General features: G+C 44.1%; 18 protein-coding genes. 16 read left to right on the top strand and 2 right to left on the bottom strand.

Annotated elements, in window-relative coordinates:
* Nucleotides 1–170: 170 nt before the first annotated feature.
* The 3 genes from atpD (at nt 171) to ftsZ (ending at nt 3,392) form a co-directional block, all read left to right on the top strand.
* Nucleotides 171–1,592 carry a F0F1 ATP synthase subunit beta gene (gene atpD, locus IRB79_RS00205; protein WP_243506189.1) on the top strand — a complete coding sequence of 474 codons (1,422 nt, stop codon included), beginning with the start codon at nt 171–173 and terminating at the stop codon, nt 1,590–1,592.
* Between the two features lie 22 nt (nt 1,593–1,614).
* Nucleotides 1,615–2,022 carry a F0F1 ATP synthase subunit epsilon gene (locus IRB79_RS00200; RefSeq protein ID WP_035327916.1) on the top strand — a complete coding sequence of 136 codons (408 nt, stop codon included), beginning with the start codon at nt 1,615–1,617 and terminating at the stop codon, nt 2,020–2,022.
* Nucleotides 2,023–2,231: 209 nt separating this feature from the next.
* Complete coding sequence (ftsZ, locus tag IRB79_RS00195; RefSeq protein WP_243506188.1) at nt 2,232–3,392, top strand: cell division protein FtsZ; 1,161 nt, start codon at nt 2,232–2,234, stop codon at nt 3,390–3,392.
* A 154-nt stretch (nt 3,393–3,546) separates the two neighbouring features.
* On the opposite strand, the gene IRB79_RS00190 is transcribed toward ftsZ, so the two are convergent.
* On the bottom strand, nt 3,547–3,735 hold the full coding sequence (locus tag IRB79_RS00190; protein ID WP_243506187.1) for a hypothetical protein: 189 nt from the start codon (nt 3,733–3,735) through the stop codon (nt 3,547–3,549).
* A gap of 387 nt (nt 3,736–4,122) precedes the next feature.
* Here IRB79_RS00190 and IRB79_RS00185 point away from each other — a divergent pair, with 387 nt between their 5' ends.
* Nucleotides 4,123–4,353 carry a hypothetical protein gene (locus IRB79_RS00185; protein ID WP_034296171.1) on the top strand — a complete coding sequence of 77 codons (231 nt, stop codon included), beginning with the start codon at nt 4,123–4,125 and terminating at the stop codon, nt 4,351–4,353.
* A 62-nt stretch (nt 4,354–4,415) separates the two neighbouring features.
* Here the strand turns inward: IRB79_RS00185 and IRB79_RS00180 are convergent, their stop codons facing one another.
* A complete protein-coding gene (locus IRB79_RS00180) occupies nt 4,416–5,132 on the bottom strand; it encodes a LysM peptidoglycan-binding and 3D domain-containing protein (protein WP_243506186.1) in 717 nt (238 codons plus the stop codon).
* A 795-nt stretch (nt 5,133–5,927) separates the two neighbouring features.
* Here IRB79_RS00180 and IRB79_RS00175 point away from each other — a divergent pair.
* From IRB79_RS00175 to IRB79_RS00120, 12 genes are all read left to right on the top strand, one after another.
* Nucleotides 5,928–6,302: an NADH-quinone oxidoreductase subunit A gene (locus tag IRB79_RS00175; RefSeq protein ID WP_243506184.1), complete on the top strand. Its 375-nt coding sequence runs from the start codon at nt 5,928–5,930 to the stop codon at nt 6,300–6,302.
* The gene (locus tag IRB79_RS00170) at nt 6,293–6,805 is read left to right on the top strand and encodes a NuoB/complex I 20 kDa subunit family protein (protein ID WP_035327895.1); all 513 of its coding nucleotides are present in this window, start codon (nt 6,293–6,295) and stop codon (nt 6,803–6,805) included. Before IRB79_RS00175 ends, IRB79_RS00170 begins: the two co-directional genes overlap by 10 nt.
* Nucleotides 6,806–6,808: 3 nt before the next feature.
* The gene (locus IRB79_RS00165) at nt 6,809–8,074 is read left to right on the top strand and encodes an NADH-quinone oxidoreductase subunit C (RefSeq protein WP_243506182.1); all 1,266 of its coding nucleotides are present in this window, start codon (nt 6,809–6,811) and stop codon (nt 8,072–8,074) included.
* Nucleotides 8,075–8,077: 3 nt separating this feature from the next.
* A complete protein-coding gene (locus IRB79_RS00160) occupies nt 8,078–9,178 on the top strand; it encodes an NADH-quinone oxidoreductase subunit D (RefSeq protein ID WP_243506181.1) in 1,101 nt (366 codons plus the stop codon).
* The gene (gene nuoH / locus IRB79_RS00155) at nt 9,178–10,185 is read left to right on the top strand and encodes an NADH-quinone oxidoreductase subunit NuoH (RefSeq protein ID WP_243506180.1); all 1,008 of its coding nucleotides are present in this window, start codon (nt 9,178–9,180) and stop codon (nt 10,183–10,185) included. Before IRB79_RS00160 ends, nuoH begins: the two co-directional genes overlap by 1 nt.
* Nucleotides 10,186–10,484: 299 nt before the next feature.
* Nucleotides 10,485–10,904, top strand: a complete 420-nt coding sequence (gene nuoI / locus IRB79_RS00150) for an NADH-quinone oxidoreductase subunit NuoI (RefSeq protein ID WP_009332200.1) — start codon at nt 10,485–10,487, stop codon at nt 10,902–10,904.
* On the top strand, nt 10,901–11,422 hold the full coding sequence (locus IRB79_RS00145) for an NADH-quinone oxidoreductase subunit J (protein ID WP_206840696.1): 522 nt from the start codon (nt 10,901–10,903) through the stop codon (nt 11,420–11,422). The genes nuoI and IRB79_RS00145 overlap by 4 nt, the downstream gene beginning before the upstream one ends.
* Nucleotides 11,419–11,733, top strand: coding sequence for an NADH-quinone oxidoreductase subunit NuoK (gene nuoK, locus IRB79_RS00140; RefSeq protein WP_206840694.1), 315 nt, complete (start codon nt 11,419–11,421; stop codon nt 11,731–11,733). The genes IRB79_RS00145 and nuoK overlap by 4 nt, the downstream gene beginning before the upstream one ends.
* 147 nt (nt 11,734–11,880) lie before the next feature.
* A complete protein-coding gene (gene nuoL, locus IRB79_RS00135; protein ID WP_243506179.1) occupies nt 11,881–13,749 on the top strand; it encodes an NADH-quinone oxidoreductase subunit L in 1,869 nt (622 codons plus the stop codon).
* The gene (locus IRB79_RS00130) at nt 13,746–15,263 is read left to right on the top strand and encodes an NADH-quinone oxidoreductase subunit M (protein WP_243506178.1); all 1,518 of its coding nucleotides are present in this window, start codon (nt 13,746–13,748) and stop codon (nt 15,261–15,263) included. The genes nuoL and IRB79_RS00130 overlap by 4 nt, the downstream gene beginning before the upstream one ends.
* Before the next feature lie 6 nt (nt 15,264–15,269).
* Nucleotides 15,270–16,784: an NADH-quinone oxidoreductase subunit NuoN gene (gene nuoN / locus IRB79_RS00125; protein ID WP_243506177.1), complete on the top strand. Its 1,515-nt coding sequence runs from the start codon at nt 15,270–15,272 to the stop codon at nt 16,782–16,784.
* 289 nt (nt 16,785–17,073) lie between these two features.
* On the top strand, nt 17,074–17,325 hold the full coding sequence (locus tag IRB79_RS00120) for a DUF1146 family protein (RefSeq protein ID WP_243506176.1): 252 nt from the start codon (nt 17,074–17,076) through the stop codon (nt 17,323–17,325).
* Nucleotides 17,326–17,500: the final 175 nt, after the last annotated feature.

Raw genomic sequence — 17,500 nt, 5'->3', positions numbered from 1 at the left:
CAGCCCCGACAAGCATAAGACAAGCCCTGCAGGAAGGCGTTTTTTCCTTCCGAAAGGGATTGGCTTATGACCTCGAGGGGCTAGGCGCTGGAGCTAGACAAACGAAAAGCGGAGCTGGCAGGTGAGTTGTTGCCTGCTCTCCATTATGTAAAACGAACGGAGGGAAAAAGATGAACAAAGGACGCGTTCTTCAAGTTATGGGTCCGGTTGTTGACGTAAAGTTCGAAAGCGGCCAGCTTCCTGAGATCTATAATGCATTGACTGTTACAAATCCTGCGCGTAACGAATCTGAAGTTGACATCAACTTAACCCTTGAAGTTGCCCTTCATTTAGGTGATGATACAGTCCGTACCATTGCAATGTCTTCTACTGACGGCTTACAGCGCGGAAGTGAAGTTGTTGACACTGGTGCTTCAATCTCTGTACCAGTAGGTGATGTAACACTTGGACGTGTATTCAACGTACTTGGTGAATCAATCGACTTGGATACTGCAATCCCTGCAGATGCCCGTCGTGATTCTATCCACAGAGAGGCTCCTAAGTTTGAGCAGCTTTCTACTGAAGTAGAAATTCTTGAAACTGGAATTAAGGTTGTAGACCTTCTTGCCCCTTACATTAAAGGTGGTAAAATCGGTCTTTTCGGTGGTGCCGGCGTAGGTAAAACCGTATTAATCCAGGAGCTTATCAATAACATCGCTCAGGAGCACGGCGGAATTTCCGTATTTGCCGGTGTAGGTGAGCGTACTCGTGAAGGTAATGACCTTTATCATGAAATGACAGATTCAGGCGTTATCAAGAAAACAGCGATGGTATTCGGTCAGATGAACGAACCGCCAGGAGCGCGTATGCGTGTTGCCCTGACTGGTTTGACAATGGCAGAATTCTTCCGTGATGACCAGGGACAGGACGTTCTTTTCTTCATGGATAACATCTTCCGTTTCACACAGGCAGGTTCTGAGGTATCAGCCCTATTAGGCCGTATGCCATCAGCCGTTGGTTACCAGCCGACACTTGCTACTGAAATGGGTAAATTACAGGAACGTATCACATCTACTAACGTAGGTTCTGTTACTTCCATCCAGGCGATTTACGTACCAGCCGATGATTATACGGATCCGGCTCCGGCTACAACATTCGCTCACTTGGATGCAACAACTAACCTTGAGCGTAAGCTTTCTGAGATGGGTATCTACCCTGCGGTGGATCCGCTCGCTTCCACTTCCCGTGCATTGTCACCGGAAATTGTTGGAGAAGAACACTACTCAGTTGCACGCCAAGTACAGCAGACATTACAGCGTTACAGAGAACTTCAGGATATCATCGCGATCCTTGGTATGGATGAGCTTTCTGATGAAGACAAGCTAATCGTAGCACGTGCGCGCCGTATCCAGTTCTTCTTATCACAAAACTTCCACGTTGCTGAACAGTTTACTGGCCAGCCAGGTTCATACGTACCGGTTAAAGAAACTGTTAAAGGTTTCAAAGATATTCTTGAAGGCAAGTATGACCACCTGCCAGAAGATGCATTCCGACTTGTCGGCCGAATCGAAGAAGTTATCGAGAGTGCTAAGAAAATGGGCGTAGAGGTCTAATTCTGGACCAGGAGGGTAAAAAATGAAGACGATTAAAGTCAGTGTTGTTACTCCCGATGGCCCGGTGTATGAATCAGATGTGGAAATGGTAAGCACAAAAGCTCAAAGCGGTGAGCTTGGAATTTTACCTGGACACATTCCAATGGTTGCACCGTTACAAATTGGAGCCGTTCGTTTAAAAAACGGCGGAAAAACTGATTTCGTCGCAGTAAGCGGCGGATTCCTGGAAGTTCGTCCGGAGCAGGTAACGATTTTAGCGCAATCTGCAGAGCAGGCAGATGAAATTGATGTAGAGCGTGCCGTTCGTGCGAAACAGCGTGCTGAACAGCGCCTGAATGAGCAGAAGCGTGAAAACATTGATTTCCGCCGTGCAGAACTTGCACTTCAGCGTGCAATCAATCGGATCGAAGTTTCGGAAAGAAAGTTCTAATAAAAACATCAGCACCCCTGGCTTAGCTGGGGGTGTTTTTTATAGTAATATTTACCACCGGAATTTTAAGAAAATTGCCCCGAAAAATAGATAAATCACTCGAATTCTTTCATATAGGCCTTTACAATAGAAGAGAGTAAACCTTTAAAGGGTTACTCTCTTTTTTAAAGTAATCATGCAAGTCTATTTGAATTAAAGGAGGAGCCGCAATGCTGGAGTTTGATACAAATATAGACCAATATGCTACGATCAAAGTCATCGGAGTCGGCGGCGGGGGAAACAACGCTGTAAACAGGATGATTGAACATGGAGTTGAGGGAGTAGAGTTTATTGCTGTTAATACAGATGGACAAGCTCTAAATCAATCAAAGGCAGAAGTAACCATGCAAATCGGTGCTACCTTAACAAGGGGCCTGGGAGCAGGGGCAAATCCTGATGTAGGCAGGAAGGCGGCGGAAGAAAGTGAAAGCCAGCTTCGTGAAGTATTGAAGGGTGCTGACATGGTATTCGTTACTGCCGGAATGGGCGGCGGAACTGGAACGGGTGCAGCTCCTGCCATTGCACGCATTGCCCGTGAAGTGGGCGCGCTGACAATTGGTGTGGTAACCCGCCCCTTCAAGTTTGAGGGCCGCAAGCGTGCAGCCAATGCAGATGCTGGCATTGAGGCTATGAAAAAAGCAGTCGATACGCTAATTATTATTCCAAATGATCGCTTATTAGAGATTATTGATAAGAAAACACCTATGCTTGAAGCGTTTATGGAAGCGGATAATGTCCTCCGCCAGGGTGTTCAAGGTATTTCTGACTTGATTGCCGTTCCTGGTTTAATCAACCTCGATTTTGCCGATGTTAAAACAGTTATGTCCCATAAAGGAACAGCATTGATGGGAATCGGAATTGCCACTGGGGAGGACCGCGCGGCTGAAGCAGCCCGAAAAGCAATATCAAGTCCATTATTAGAAACGTCCATTAATGGAGCCCGCGGCGTCATCATGAATATTACAGGCGGAGCAAATATCAGCTTATATGAAGTACAAGAAGCTGCAGATATCGTTGCTTCTGCTTCAGATGAAGATGTAAATATGATATTTGGCTCAGTCATAAATGATTCCCTAAAAGAAGAAATACTTGTTACGGTTATTGCGACCGGCTTCAATGAACAAGAGGATCTCAGGGCTAAACCTAGTTCAAAGCCTCCTGTAGAAAAAGAATATGTTCATACATATCAGTATGCAGAAGAACCAAGCAATCGCCGGCCGGTTAGAGAACATCGGGAACCGGTTCAGGAAGATTACCGGGTGCAGGCTGACCCGCAAGAAGAGTCACTTGATACCCCGGCGTTCCTTAGAAACCGAAGAAGACGCTACTAAAAAAAAAGGCTGCCTCAATGAGGGCAGCCTTTTTTTAGGTGAATATAATTGTATATTATTGATAGTTGATATGTTGGTGGGTGAGTGGTCGATAGTCACAATCCTCATTTTATACATGAAGAAAGGACAGGCATAGGCCTGTCCTTGTAGTATTTCAATACTTTGTCTGGTCATATAGGGTTAACTGATCTAAACTCTTATGCACGGTCATGAGCTTTTTGAGAAGGCTCATGAACTTTTGTTTATCTTCAAAAGGAGTGACGTCTAGTTCTTTTTTTAGCTCATTGCTTTTTTTAACGAGCTCATCGAATTTTTGAATAACTGGGCAGTTGTTTTTAGTCATATGTATTTCTCCTAATTTAAGCTCTTGAGTTTACTTTATCACAAAATATAGTTTCAAAGGAAACAGCCATGTTTCATTTATATTAAAAACGAATGGCCTTTTTAACTAATTTAACTATTTTGTTAAAAGTGTCAGATTTTGTTGAAACCCATAGAATAGAGTCATATATTATCAACATGTGCTTAGAAAAGCGCAAGCGCCTTGCCCACCCCCGACAAGCCAGACCTCGAGGGGGTAGGCGCTCCTCCTAAAAGCTAACGCTTTTAGTCCTGCGATGATGATGCTGTCGAAGCGTTCCTTGTGGAGCTAGACAGTTATCGACAATCAAAATCATATATTTTATTTTTTATAAAAGACAAGGTTTGAGAAAACCAGGGGGTGATATCCTTGTCGACTGTATTATTTGGAACGATAGAATATTATGAAAGAGAGTTAATCAGCTATTTTACAAATAATCATATTAGCAATAAGGATGATGCAACCATGAAAATATTCATCATGCTTGAAGCGGAGATATTCAACGTATTTTTATTTGACGAAGCGATTCGGATAAAATGTATGCAAAATCTTTTAAAAGCATTTTGCCGGGTGTCTGAAACATACTTGGTTAAAAAGTAGCCATTATTATGAATAGCACAATTAAGAGGTCCCTGTGTGAGAGACCTCTTCGTTAATAGTATTTAATTCAGAATTGTAACTTTTACCTCTTTTCTTCCCCATTGCATGGCATCTGATGTGGCAGGAATAAACACATCAATCTCATTTCCTTTAATTCCTCCGCCAATATCCTCGGCAGTAGCATAGCCGTATCCTTCTACAAATACTATAGAACCCAAAGGAATTACGTCCGGATCCACCGCAATTACTTTTGCATCCGGGTTATCAATAAGATTTACTCCTGTTTTTGTAATGCCGATGCATCCTTCACAGCTGGCTGTATAGGCAGTTGCGGTGACAGTCAGGCTTTTGCCTTCTTCAGCTGCAGGCTGTTCTGTGTTAGCAGCTTTTACAACTGTTTTAGGTTTTGTTTCCTTCGCTGAGCCATTTTTATAGATGATAAGCTCTAAACCAGGTTTAATAAGGTCTGAGTTCAGCTGATTCCATTTTTTAAGGTTATGTACATTAATACCGTATGTTTTGGCAATATTCCATAGCGTATCACCGGATTTTACTATGTATATTTCTTCAGGTGAAACATCGAGTTTATCATTTGGATGAATCAAATCGCCAGTTAGACCATTCCAGTTTTTAATATCCTGAACGGACACTTCATGTTTTTGTGCTATGGACCACAGGGTATCCCCTTTGTTTACCGTTACTTCTTCTGCATATGCGCTCACACCTGCAGTACTCCAGATCGTTATAGCTGCGAGCAGATAATAAAAATACTTTTTCATATTAAACCTCCTAATAGCTTTGTTGACAATTTCTATGCTAGCACAGAAAATTCTGAGAAAAAGAACAGGGAAGTTATAATTCAATTACGCACATTTCAGGAAATTAACGAAGAAATGGCAAAACATAATAATGTTCATAATAGATGAACAAAAAGCATTAGAAATGGTCATATTTGATATATTAAATCCTTAAGATGGTTTAAATAGAAACTTTTGTAAGTGTTTTATATTGACAACATGTTAATGCTGTAATGTTGATTGAACTGGAACTGACCGATAAATTGGAAAAGTGACCGATAAAAGAGCAGAACTAGCCGATAAAATACAATTCTGACCGATAAAATTCTAATTTGACCGATAAACGCTGAAAACTGACCGAAAAACTTGAGGAACAAGGTTTTATTTTAAAAAACAGCATATACATAAGAAGTTTCAGGATAAGAAGTGTCACTTTTTTAGAGATAAAAAAGATATATAAATAAGTTTTTAATGAAAATCCTCTAAGGTGTTAGATAACTCACTGACAAAGCTGGAAGTTTAATTTTTAATGGTAGATGAATATAAAGAAGAATTTAATGGATATTGACTGGGGGCAAGCTCATATAATCTAGGGAAGGTGTGTCACAGGCTTAAAACTGCGTATGTAAATTCTCTCTCGGCGACCCGATTTGGCGCCTAGCGAGAATTTCCAATAATAGTCTGAGGTTGTGTCGACACATGGGGGAGTAGGGTGTATAATGGTTACGGTTACATGTTTAAATGTTGTGAAAATTTTCAGCATTGGAGGGGATGGGCATGGAGCTTTGGAATTTATATCAGAATAACTATTTGATAGTTTTTGTGTTTTTGTGCCTGGGAATTTTACTGCCTGTGGTGGCTTTGTTTTTGGGCAAGCTTTTGCGGCCCTATAAGCCATATGATACGAAGTATACCACATATGAGAGCGGGATTGAGCCATTCCATGATTCGAGGGTGCAGTTCAATGTCCGCTATTATATTTTTGCCCTGATGTTTGTCATTTTTGATGTAGAGACGGTATTTTTGTATCCGTGGGCTGTGGCCTATGAGAAACTTGGAATTTTTGCATTGATTGAGATGCTGATTTTTGTATTTATGCTAGTAATTGGACTTGTTTATGCATGGAAAAAGAAGGTGCTGAAATGGATTTAAAGTTGGATAATATTACCCCAGAAGAAATGGAAGAACTGCAGCGTAATGTGTTTATGGCAACTTTGGAACAGATTAAAGCGTGGGCGCGGAGTAATTCATTGTGGCCAATGACCTTCGGGCTTGCTTGTTGTGCCATTGAAATGATGGGTGTAGGTTCATCGCACTATGATTTGGACCGTTTCGGATCTTTTTTCCGTACATCCCCCCGCCAGTCTGATGTCATGATTGTATCAGGTACTGTGACAAAGAAAATGGCGCCAATTGTCCGCCGTCTGTATGATCAGATGCCTGAACCAAAATGGGTGATTGCAATGGGCTCCTGTGCAACTGCGGGCGGGCCATATGTTAAATCTTACTCAGTTGTAAAAGGGGTCGACCAGATTGTCCCTGTTGATGTATACATACCAGGATGCCCGCCGAACCCGGCAGCATTGATTTATGGAATTAATAAGCTAAAAGAAAAAATCCGTTATGAGGCTAAGACCGGGAAGAAGGTGATCTAACCTATGAGCGGAGAAAAAGATCTTGAACAGCTGAAAAAAGAAGCAGCAGCTAAAGCGAAGGCTGCAGCACTGGCTAAAATGAAGGCGAAAGAGCAGGGTGAAGCGAAGGAAGAATCACCTGCAGAAGACATGGATCTGGCCAAGCAAAAAGCCGCTGCTGCCGCGAAGGCAAAGGCTGCAGCCTTAGCAAAGATGAAAGCGAAAGAGCAGGGTGAAGCGAAGGAAGAATCACCTGCAGAAGAAATGGATCTGGCCAAGCAAAAAGCTGCCGCAGCCGCGAAGGCGAAGGCTGCAGCACTGGCTAAAATGAAGGCGAAAGAGCAGGGTGAAGCGAAGGAAGAATCACCTGCAGAAGACATGGATCTGGCCAAGCAAAAAGCTGCTGCTGCCGCGAAGGCGAAGGCTGCTGCTCTAGCGAAGATGAAAGCGAAAGAGCAGGGTGAAGCAAAGGAAGAATCACCTGCAGAAGATATAGATCTGGCCAAGCAAAAAGCCGCCGCAGCCGCGAAGGCGAAAGCTGCAGCACTGGCTAAAATGAAAGCAAAAGAGCAGGGTGAAGCAAAGGAAGAATCACCTGCGGAAGATATAGACATTGCCAAGCAAAAGCATGCGAAGGCAAAGCGTGCGACTAAGGCAAAGCGCTCAACAAAACAAGCTGGCGGGTCTGGAGATGATGAGAAGGCCAAGGCAATCGCAGCAGCGAAAGCAAAGGCCGCAGCTGCAGCCGCCGCAAAAGCAAAGGCTGCCGGAAGCAAGGCTGACACCGAACCAGCTGCAGAAAAAACGCCATCCTTTAATCAGCCTTATCTTGATAAATATGTGAAGGTAATTGAAGAAAACCTTGGTGCTGACGTTCTTGAAGAGTACTATATTAATGATCTTTCCAAGGATGTGCCGACTTTGGTTGCCAAGGCTGAATCATATTTTAAATTGGCAGAATTCCTGAAATATAATGAACAGCTTGGCTTTGATTACCTATCAGAGCTTCATGGCACTGATTTTGAGACCCATATGGAAGTGTATGCTCACTTATACTCATACAAAAAGCGCCAATCTGTTGCCCTTAAGGTTAAAATTGACCGCGACAAACCGGAAATCGATTCTCTGCAGCCGCTATGGGCAGGAGCGGATTGGCCGGAATGTGAAACGTATGATTTGCTGGGCATCCAGTTCAGGGGACACCCTAACTTATATCGGATAATGCTTGGGGAAGACTGGATCGGGCATCCGCTGCGCAAAGACTATGAACCGTACGATGTGGAGGTGTAACCAATGCTGCGAACCGAAGAAATGCTATTGAATGTTGGACCTCAGCATCCAAGTACGCACGGTGTTTTCCGCCTTGTTCTGAAAATTGACGGTGAGATCATTAAAGAGGCGAAACCGGTGATCGGCTATCTGCACCGCGGAACGGAGAAATTGGCTGAAAACCTGCAGTATACGCAAATTATTCCTTATACAGACAGAATGGATTATCTTGCTGCCATGACGAATAACTACATCCTTGTCCATGCCGTTGAAACAATGATGGATCTTAAAATTCCGGATCGGGCAGAATACCTGCGGGTAATTACGATGGAACTTGGCCGGATTGCCAGCCATCTCGTATGGTGGGGTACATATTTACTGGATATTGGAGCGACAAGCCCATTCCTGTATGCATTCAGAGAGCGTGAAATGATTATAAATATGCTGAATGAGATATCCGGGGGCCGCTTAACGTTTAACTATATGCGTGTCGGCGGTGTAAAATGGGATGCTCCTGAGGGCTGGATTGATAAAGTAAAAGAGTTTGTTCCCTATATGCGTGAACAGCTGAAAGGCTATCATCAGCTTGTAACAGGAAATGAAATTTTCATGAACCGTGTCAAAGGGGTAGGAAAGTATACGAAAGAGGATGCGTTAAACTACTCCCTGAGCGGTGCAAACCTTCGCTGCACAGGCGTGAAATGGGATCTCCGCAAAGATGAGCCATACTCCATCTATGACCGCTTCGATTTCGATGTTGCCGTTCAGGACGGCGGGGACGCGTGGGCCCGCTATCATGTGCGCATGAAGGAAATTGAAGAATCATTAAAGATCCTTGAACAGGCTGTAGAACAATTCCCTTCAGAAGGCGATATTCTGGCAAAAGTGCCAAAAATCATTAAAGCGCCGAAAGGGGAAGCGTTTGTTAGAATCGAGTCTCCACGGGGAGAAATCGGCTGCTATATCGCGAGTGATGGAAAGAAAGAGCCATACCGTTTAAAATTCCGGAGGCCATCATTCTATAATCTTCAAATTCTCCCAAAATTGCTTGAAGGCGAAAACATTGCGAACTTGATTGCTATTTTAGGGGCAATTGATATTGTCCTTGGGGAGGTGGACGGTTAATGGTAGAAGAACTTCTCTATTCCGAAGCAGGTTTGCTCAATTTCGGTATTTTCTTCTTGCTTGCCACCGTTTTGCTATTAGTCGTTTTGGGATTTGTTACTTACGCCATCCTGGCAGAACGTAAAGTCATGGGATTTATGCAGCTGCGCCATGGCCCGAATCAGGTCGGCGGCCGCTGGGGGCTGCTGCAGACCGTTGCTGATGTATTGAAGCTTTTATTAAAAGAAGACACCATCCCTAAGCTAGCAGACAGGCCGCTGTTTATACTTGCACCAGTTATAGCATTTGCACCGGCATTTATGGTGCTGGCAACAATTCCCTTTACAGATAAACTGCAGTTTGCTGATATTGGAGTTGGATTGCTGTATTACATTGCCATTTCCGGGCTGACAACAGTCGGTATTGTCACCGGAGCATGGGCTTCCAATAATAAATATGCTTTGCTAGGCGGAATGCGTGCCGCGGCCCAGATGATTTCTTATGAGATTCCACTCGTTATGTCTGTATTAGGCATTATCCTTTTAACAGGCAGCTTAAACCTTAATGAGATCGTGGAAGCGCAAAAAAATGGCTGGTTCATCATTTGGCAGCCAATCGCTTTTATCGTATTCCTGATTGCTTCAACAGCGGAGCTGAACCGTGTTCCATTTGACTTGCCTGAGGCGGAATCTGAGCTGGTCGCAGGTTTCCATGTTGAATATTCCGGCTTCCGCTGGGCGTTCTTCATGCTTGCGGAATATGTATATTTCTTTGCAATGGCTTCATTGACAACAGTATTATTCCTTGGCGGGTGGCTGCCGCTTCCATTCCTGGATTTCATTCCGGGTGCCGTTTGGTTTGCGCTTAAGTTCACGGCTGTAATCTTTATATTGGTTTGGTTCCGCGTCACATTCCCGCGCCTTCGTGCAGACCAGCTCATGGAATTTGGCTGGAAGGTTCTGCTGCCGGTAGCGCTTGCGAATATTTTCTTAACAGCTTTGCTGAAAGAATGGCTGAATATATTTTAATTGAGGACCGGCCGATAAAACTTCGAGAACTGTCTAGCTGCACAAGGAACGCTTCGGCAGCATAATCATCGCAGGACTAAAAGCGTTAGCTTTTAGGAGGAGCGCCTACCCCCTCGAGGTGTAGGGGGTGGGCAAGGCGCTTCCACATTTCTGAAATTGTCCAGCTCCAGGCGCTATCGGCTCGAGGTCATAAGCCAATCCGTCCAAAAGGTTAAAAAACAACCTTTTAGCCGGCTCGTCTTATGCTTGTCGCCGATAAGCGGGCGCCTTCCGCATTTCTTAACAAGGGGTGAAAAAACATGCTTGGTTTAGCGAAAGGATTATCGTATACCCTAAAAAACCTGACACGCAAAAAGGTAACCTATGACTATCCGAATGAACCGCTTCCGCTCCCGGACCGGTTCAGGGGAATTCAAAAGTTTTATCCTGAAAAATGCATCGTGTGCAATCAGTGTGCAAATATTTGTCCAACCGATTGTATCCAGCTGACAGGCAAAAAGCATCCGGACCCTGCCAAAAAGGGGAAAATCATTGATACCTATGATATCAATTTCGAAATTTGCATACTTTGCGACTTGTGCACAGAGGTCTGCCCTACTGAAGCGATTATCATGACCAATAATTTTGAACTGGCGGAATATAGCCGGGATGAACTGTTTAAAAACCTTGAATGGCTTGATGAAAATGATGAAAATATACGGAAGGTGAATAAAGCATGACGTTTTCAGGTGAATTTTTAGCGTTTATGTCTCTAGCTTTAGTTGCGGTCATCGGCGGCGTGCTTTTATTAAACCTTACAAAAGTCGTGCATATGGTTGTCGCGCTGGTATTTACATTTGTAAGCATCGCCGGAATTTACGTGCTGCTTTCTGCTGAATTCCTGGCTGCAGTCCAGATCTTAATTTACTCCGGTGCCATCACCATCATCATGCTGTTCGGAATCATGCTGACGCGCCATAACGATACAAGCGAGCCGAAAACAGGCCGCTGGAGAAAGCTGTTATTATTCCTGGGTGTGCTTGGTTTTGCTTTCGCAGTCTACATCGGGATTTATAACCTCGATTTGCCTTCAGCACCGAATGACCTTCATGTCAATAATACAGAGCAAATTGGAATTGAGCTTTACTCAAAATTCATAATTCCATTTGAAGTAACATCTGTTCTATTATTGGTCGCTTTAATTGGTTCTATTGTTTTGGCCAAAAGAGATGATGAGAAGGAGGCGGAAAAGGAATGAGTGCAGTTCCCGTTCAAGCCTACCTGGCATTGGCTTTAATTCTCTTCTGCATCGGGCTGTATGGTGCCTTGACAAAGCGCAATACCGTGATTGTCCTGATCTCGATTGAACTGATGCTGAATGCGGTTAATATTAATCTGGTGGCATTCAGCAAATATGGCATTATGCCATCCATAACAGGCCAGATATTTGCTTTGTTTACAATCACTGTTGCAGCAGCAGAAGCAGCAGTTGGCCTGGCGATATTAATTGCCCTGTACCGTAACAAGAAGAGCGTTAACATTGATGAAATGGATGCTATGAAGCACTAAAGAGACTGTGAAAAATGCAGCCGGACTGGCTGAGAATAGAGAGTAGTGAAGGCTGCCATAAATGGCGCCGCCTTTATGGACCTGAAAAAAAGGTCCCAATCTGACACGCCAAGCATTAGGGCGTGTTCAAAAAAGGGGATTGTGATAATGATGGAGAATGCATGGATCATACCGCTTTTCCCGCTTTTATCGTTTTTGTTCCTTATTTTATTCGGCAAACGGCTAAAAGAAGCGAGTGCTTATATAGGAATTCTGTTTACCCTGGCATCGCTTGTCTATTCAATATTGGTGCTTTTTGACCGGTTTTCGGCACCAACTTTTAAAGCAGAAGGCGTTTGGCTGACTATAGGGGATGTTCAGTTAACAGCGGGTTTTGAAGTTAATCAGTTAAATGCACTGATGCTGGTGATTGTATCACTTGTCAGTTTCCTGGTACATACGTATTCGAAAGGCTATATGCAGGGTGATGACCGCTTCCCTGTTTTCTATGCTTATTTAGGGTTATTTACATTTGCCATGCTGGGCCTTGTCATCTCACCTAATCTGCTTCAGACGTACTTCTTCTGGGAGCTTGTCGGACTTGGTTCCTTCCTGCTGATCGGTTTCTATTTTTACAAAGAGGAAGCAAAGGCTGCGGCTAAAAAAGCATTTATCATGACCCGTATTGGAGACGTCGGCCTTTTGATCGGAATGATTCTATTATTCTGGCAGGCTGGCAGCTTTGAGTATGATGAAATTTTTGCAGCTGTTGAAGCTGGTGCGATTTCGGGCACAATGATTACGTTAACAGCCATTCTTATTTTTGTAGGGGCTGTCGGTAAATCAGGCCAGTTCCCGCTGCATACCTGGCTTCCGGACGCAATGGAAGGACCGACGCCGGTCTCCGCATTAATCCATGCTGCGACAATGGTAGCGGCAGGTGTGTATTTAGTGGCAGCGCTGTTCCCTCTGTTTACAGCAAGTGAAACAGCATTGATGACAGTTGCTGTAATTGGGGCGTTCACAGCCATTTTTGCTGCAAGCATCGGCCTGGTCCAAAAGGATATTAAGCGGGTGCTCGCTTATTCAACCGTCAGCCAGCTTGGCTATATGATGCTGGCGCTGGGTTCTGCCGGATATGTAGCCGGTGTATTCCATTTAATGACACATGCCTTTTTCAAGGCCTTGCTGTTTCTTGCAGCCGGAAGTGTCATCCACGCGGTTCATACACAGAATATTGAACATATGGGCGGATTATGGAAAAAGCTGCGCGTTACTGGCCCTCTATTCCTGATTGGGACACTGGCGATCAGCGGGGTTCCATTATTTTCAGGATTCTTCAGTAAAGATGAGATTTTAATTGCTGCCTGGGCACATGGGAATACAGTGCTGTTCTGGCTAGCGGTGATTGCTGCATTCTTTACGGCATTTTATATGTTCCGTCTGTTTTTTATGGTTTTTGCTGGTGAAGCAAGAAGCGATATGAAAAATGTCCACGAATCGCCAAATGTCATGACGATGCCGATGGTGGTGCTTGGGGTCCTGGCTGTAGTGGCTGGATATGTGAATACACCATGGTTTGGAACATTTCTTGGTGATTGGCTCGTGGAAGATAACCAAGCACTGGGACATGGCCATATTGAGGGGCCTGCCTGGATAATGATTGTCGCTACGGCTGTATCCCTGCTTGGAATTTTCCTTGCCTGGCTAATGTACGGCAAACGCTCGCTTTCCCGCGACTGGCTTACAAGCAGAATGCCGCTTTCATACAACGTTCTGTACAATAAATACTATATTGATGAATTCTATTCGCTGACAGTGGTGAATGGAGCGAAATTCATTAGCTCATTCCTGCGCTTCCTGGAAGTGTTCCTTGTTGAAGGACTAGTAAAGAGCGTAACTGGAATCACGTCAGCACTCGGAAAACTTGGCTCTAAAATTCAAACTGGCCAGATACAGACCTATGGAACAGTGGCATTTGTCGGCCTTGCTATCTTAGTCGTCATCTATGCGTTTACAGGGGGGTACTTAAAATGAACCTAGCTTATTTTCTATCCATTTTAGTTTTCTCCCCGCTGCTTGGTATTTTAGTATTATCGTTTTTGCCGAAAACACAGGAATCATTGATCAAGACCGTTGGATTCCTGGCTACCATTCCGCCACTCATGTTGGCGCTGATTGCCTATTTTCAATACCGGGCAGGTGCAAGCCTGGAACAGCTGAATGAAAAAGTCAGCTGGATTCAGTTTGGAGATTCCGGCCAGCTGGGCAACCTTTTTTCCATTGATTATGAACTGGGGCTGGATGGATTTTCATTAATCATGGTTGTGCTCACAGCTGTGCTTTCTACACTGGCAGCTATTGCTTCTATTCATATTAAAAAAGAATGGAAGGGCTACTTCATGCTGTTCCTGCTGCTTGAAGTCGGCATGCTGGGTGTATTTGCAGCTGAAAACCTGATTCTTTTCTTTATTTTCTTTGAAATCACCTTGATTCCGACCTTCTTCCTGATCGGGAAATGGGGTTACTTTGAAAAGGAAAATGCAGCATACAGCTTCCTGATCTATAACGGACTTGGATCTGCTGTTCTGCTAATTGTCATTATGGTGCTGTTTGCCCGAACTGGCACAGCTAATATTGATGCTTTAATGGCCGCAATGAACGCGGATAATCCGCAGCTTGTTGCGCCAATCTCTGAAAATATGAAAATGGGCATGCTGATTGCGCTTTTAATTGCATTTGGTGTGAAGCTTCCTATTTTCCCGCTGCATAGCTGGATGGTAAGGGTTCACGTACAAGCTCCGCCATCAATCGTCATGCTGCACGCAGGGGTGCTTTTGAAAATAGGGGCATTCGGTTTAATCCGCTTCGGCATGGGAATATTTCCTGAGCAATTCCAAAGCCTAGCTGTATGGCTGGCTGTGCTCGGAGTCGTGAATTTACTGTACGGAGCGTTCCTGGCGTTTGTTCAGACCGACTTTAAAATGGTGCTTGCCTACTCTTCTATTTCCCACATGGGAATCGTTTTAATCGGGTTAGGTGCATTAAATGAGGCAGGAATCCAGGGGGCGATTTTCCAGGTTGTTTCTCACGGTTTAATCGCAGCACTTTTATTCTTCCTTGTTGGTGTTTTTTATGAACGCGTTCAAACCTCCAATATTCAAAATCTCGGCGGTTTGGCAAAAGGGATGCCGATTACGGCAGGCTTCCTGCTTGCAGGGGCTATGGCCTCACTTGGCCTGCCTGGCATGTCAGGGTTTGTAAGTGAATTTATGGCCTTCCTTGGCCTGTTTAAAGAAATGCCGATTCTCGCTGCAGTCGGTACTATCGGAATCATTATGACAGCTGTTTACCTGCTTCGCGCGGTACTGGGCATCACATACGGCAAAGCGCATAGAGACTTTGCCGGCGTAACGGATATGAAAAGGTTTGAGTTCGTGCCTGTCCTGGTCTTAGTCGGCTTAATTGTCCTGATTGGTGTTTATCCAAGTGTACTGAGTGAACCGCTGACATCAACACTTGAAACGATCATGCTAGGGATAGGAGGGTGATGAAGGATGGATCTCGAAACATTATTATCATATGAATGGGGCATTATGACGCCAGAGTTCATCATCCTTGGTGTTGCGACCGCTCTTTCACTAATGGATTTATTTATGCCGAAATCACAAAGCCGGAAAATTCTCGGCTGGGTCGGGTTTGCCGGAATTCTGGCAGCACTTGTTTCCTTACTGGGCCTTATCGGACATGGCCCAGAATCCATTTTGCTTGATACGTTCAGGCTTGATTCCTTTGCAAAAGCTTTTAAGCTGCTGCTTTTGATCGGATCGGCAATGGTACTGCTGATTGCCATTGGCTATGAGCCAAATGAAGGATTGGAAGAATTCAGGGGGGAATTTTTCTATCTCTTCATGGCTGCATTGCTTGGAGCGATGATCATGTCTTCAAGCGGCGACTTAATTACCCTTTTTGTGGGACTTGAGCTTCTTTCAATCTCGTCGTACATTCTGGCAGGCATGAGAAAAAGAAATCTGCATTCAAATGAATCTGCCATGAAATACGTGATAAATGGCAGTATCGCCACAGCGATCACTTTGTTTGGAATGAGTTATGTATACGGTTTAACTGGAACTACGAACTTAAAGGAAATGGCAGGATTTTTGACATCCTTCTATAACGAGCAGCATATTTACCTGCTTGGCCTTGCGTTCTTTATGATTGTGGTGGGACTATCCTTCAAATTGGCAGCAGCACCGTTCCATATGTGGGCGCCTGATGTGTACCAGGGCGCACCTACACCTGTAACAGCTTTTTTAAGTGTAGTTTCCAAAACAGCAGGGTTCATAATCATTATTCGCATCCTGTTCTCAATCTTCGCGAATGCACCATCCGGTGATGCACAGGGGCTGCCGATGATTCTTGCTCTCCAGGATTACATTGCCTTCCTGGCTGGAGCCACGATGATTATTGGGAACCTGATTGCGTTAAGGCAGCGGAATATCAAGCGTTTGTTTGCCTATTCCAGCATCGCTCAGGCTGGTTATCTGCTAGTCGTAATTGCAAGCATGTCACTGTTCATGTTTGATACACTCTGGTTCTACCTGGGAGCCTACCTATTCATGAACTTGGGTGCGTTTGCGATCATCCAGCATGTGACACATAAATCGGGCTCTGAAGATATCAGCCAATTTGCGGGATTATACCGCCGGGCGCCGTTTCTGGCCATTGCCATGGGCATCTTCCTGCTGTCACTTGCCGGAATTCCGGGAACAGCAGGGTTTATTGGCAAACTGAATATCTTTATGGGTGCCTTAGTGCCGAATGAAGGCCATTATGTATTGGTATCGATTATGATTGCGACAACAGTCGTTTCATACTTCTATTACTTCGGCGTAATGGTGCAGATGTTCTTCAGGCCAGCAGCTGATACAGGAAAGGTTAAGATCCCGGCAGCCTTAACAGCTGTTATCGGCATCAGCCTAGCAGCAACCATCCTGTTTGGAGTTGCACCAAATATTGCATTCGACTTCCTGCAGGGCAATTTCAACCAGTTCACTGATTTCTTTCAATAAAGTAAAATCGCTTTTTAAAATGGGGGTTTTAAAAAGCTAACGCCAAAAAGGGGACAAAAGGGGTATTAATAGGAGGGGAAATTTTCCCCTTCTTTTTGTTTGCCCTTGTTTACATTTCGTGTTTTTTCGACAATTCGATATAATGGAGATATAAACTGCGAAAAACAAAGAAACTTAATTTTCAAAAAATACCCATTCATGAAACTTACCTGATAGTATAAACGTCAAATGGTATTGTAGCGCACAAAACAGGTAAGCGACGTGGCAAACTTTTAAGGGAGGGAAGAAGATGATAACAGGATTTGGGCAGCAGGCACTCATCAGCATTATGTCTCATCTGGTGTTTATTGCGCTGGCCTGGTGGGCGCTTCAGGCATTGCGATTTGAGACACTATTGCGCGCAAATCATGTTTTTCAGGCACGTGTATTGTATGTTCTGCTTTCTATTGTGATTGGATCAGCCGTAAGCAACTTCTTTCTCGACTATCTTCTATGGTCCCAGCAGCTGCCGCTTATACTGCAGAACATCACCTTTCTTTAGGTGCTGTATTTGATGGCCATATTTTTTATAAATATAGGTCTTCATACATGTTTTCAATTTGACAATTATTGAGTAAAATCTTTTTGTTGCTTGTTTTCCTGCATACATACTAGTTTGTGAAATGATTTTCAAAGTATGCAAAAAAGGCAGGAATAACAACGGAATTAACAGTGAT

Source organism: Cytobacillus oceanisediminis, assembly GCF_022811925.1.
In the GTDB taxonomy this organism is placed as follows: Bacteria; Bacillota; Bacilli; order Bacillales; family Cytobacillaceae; genus Cytobacillus; species Cytobacillus oceanisediminis_D.
The sequence above is the reverse complement of the archived record's forward strand: the minus strand, read 5'-3'. Positions and strand labels throughout refer to the sequence as shown.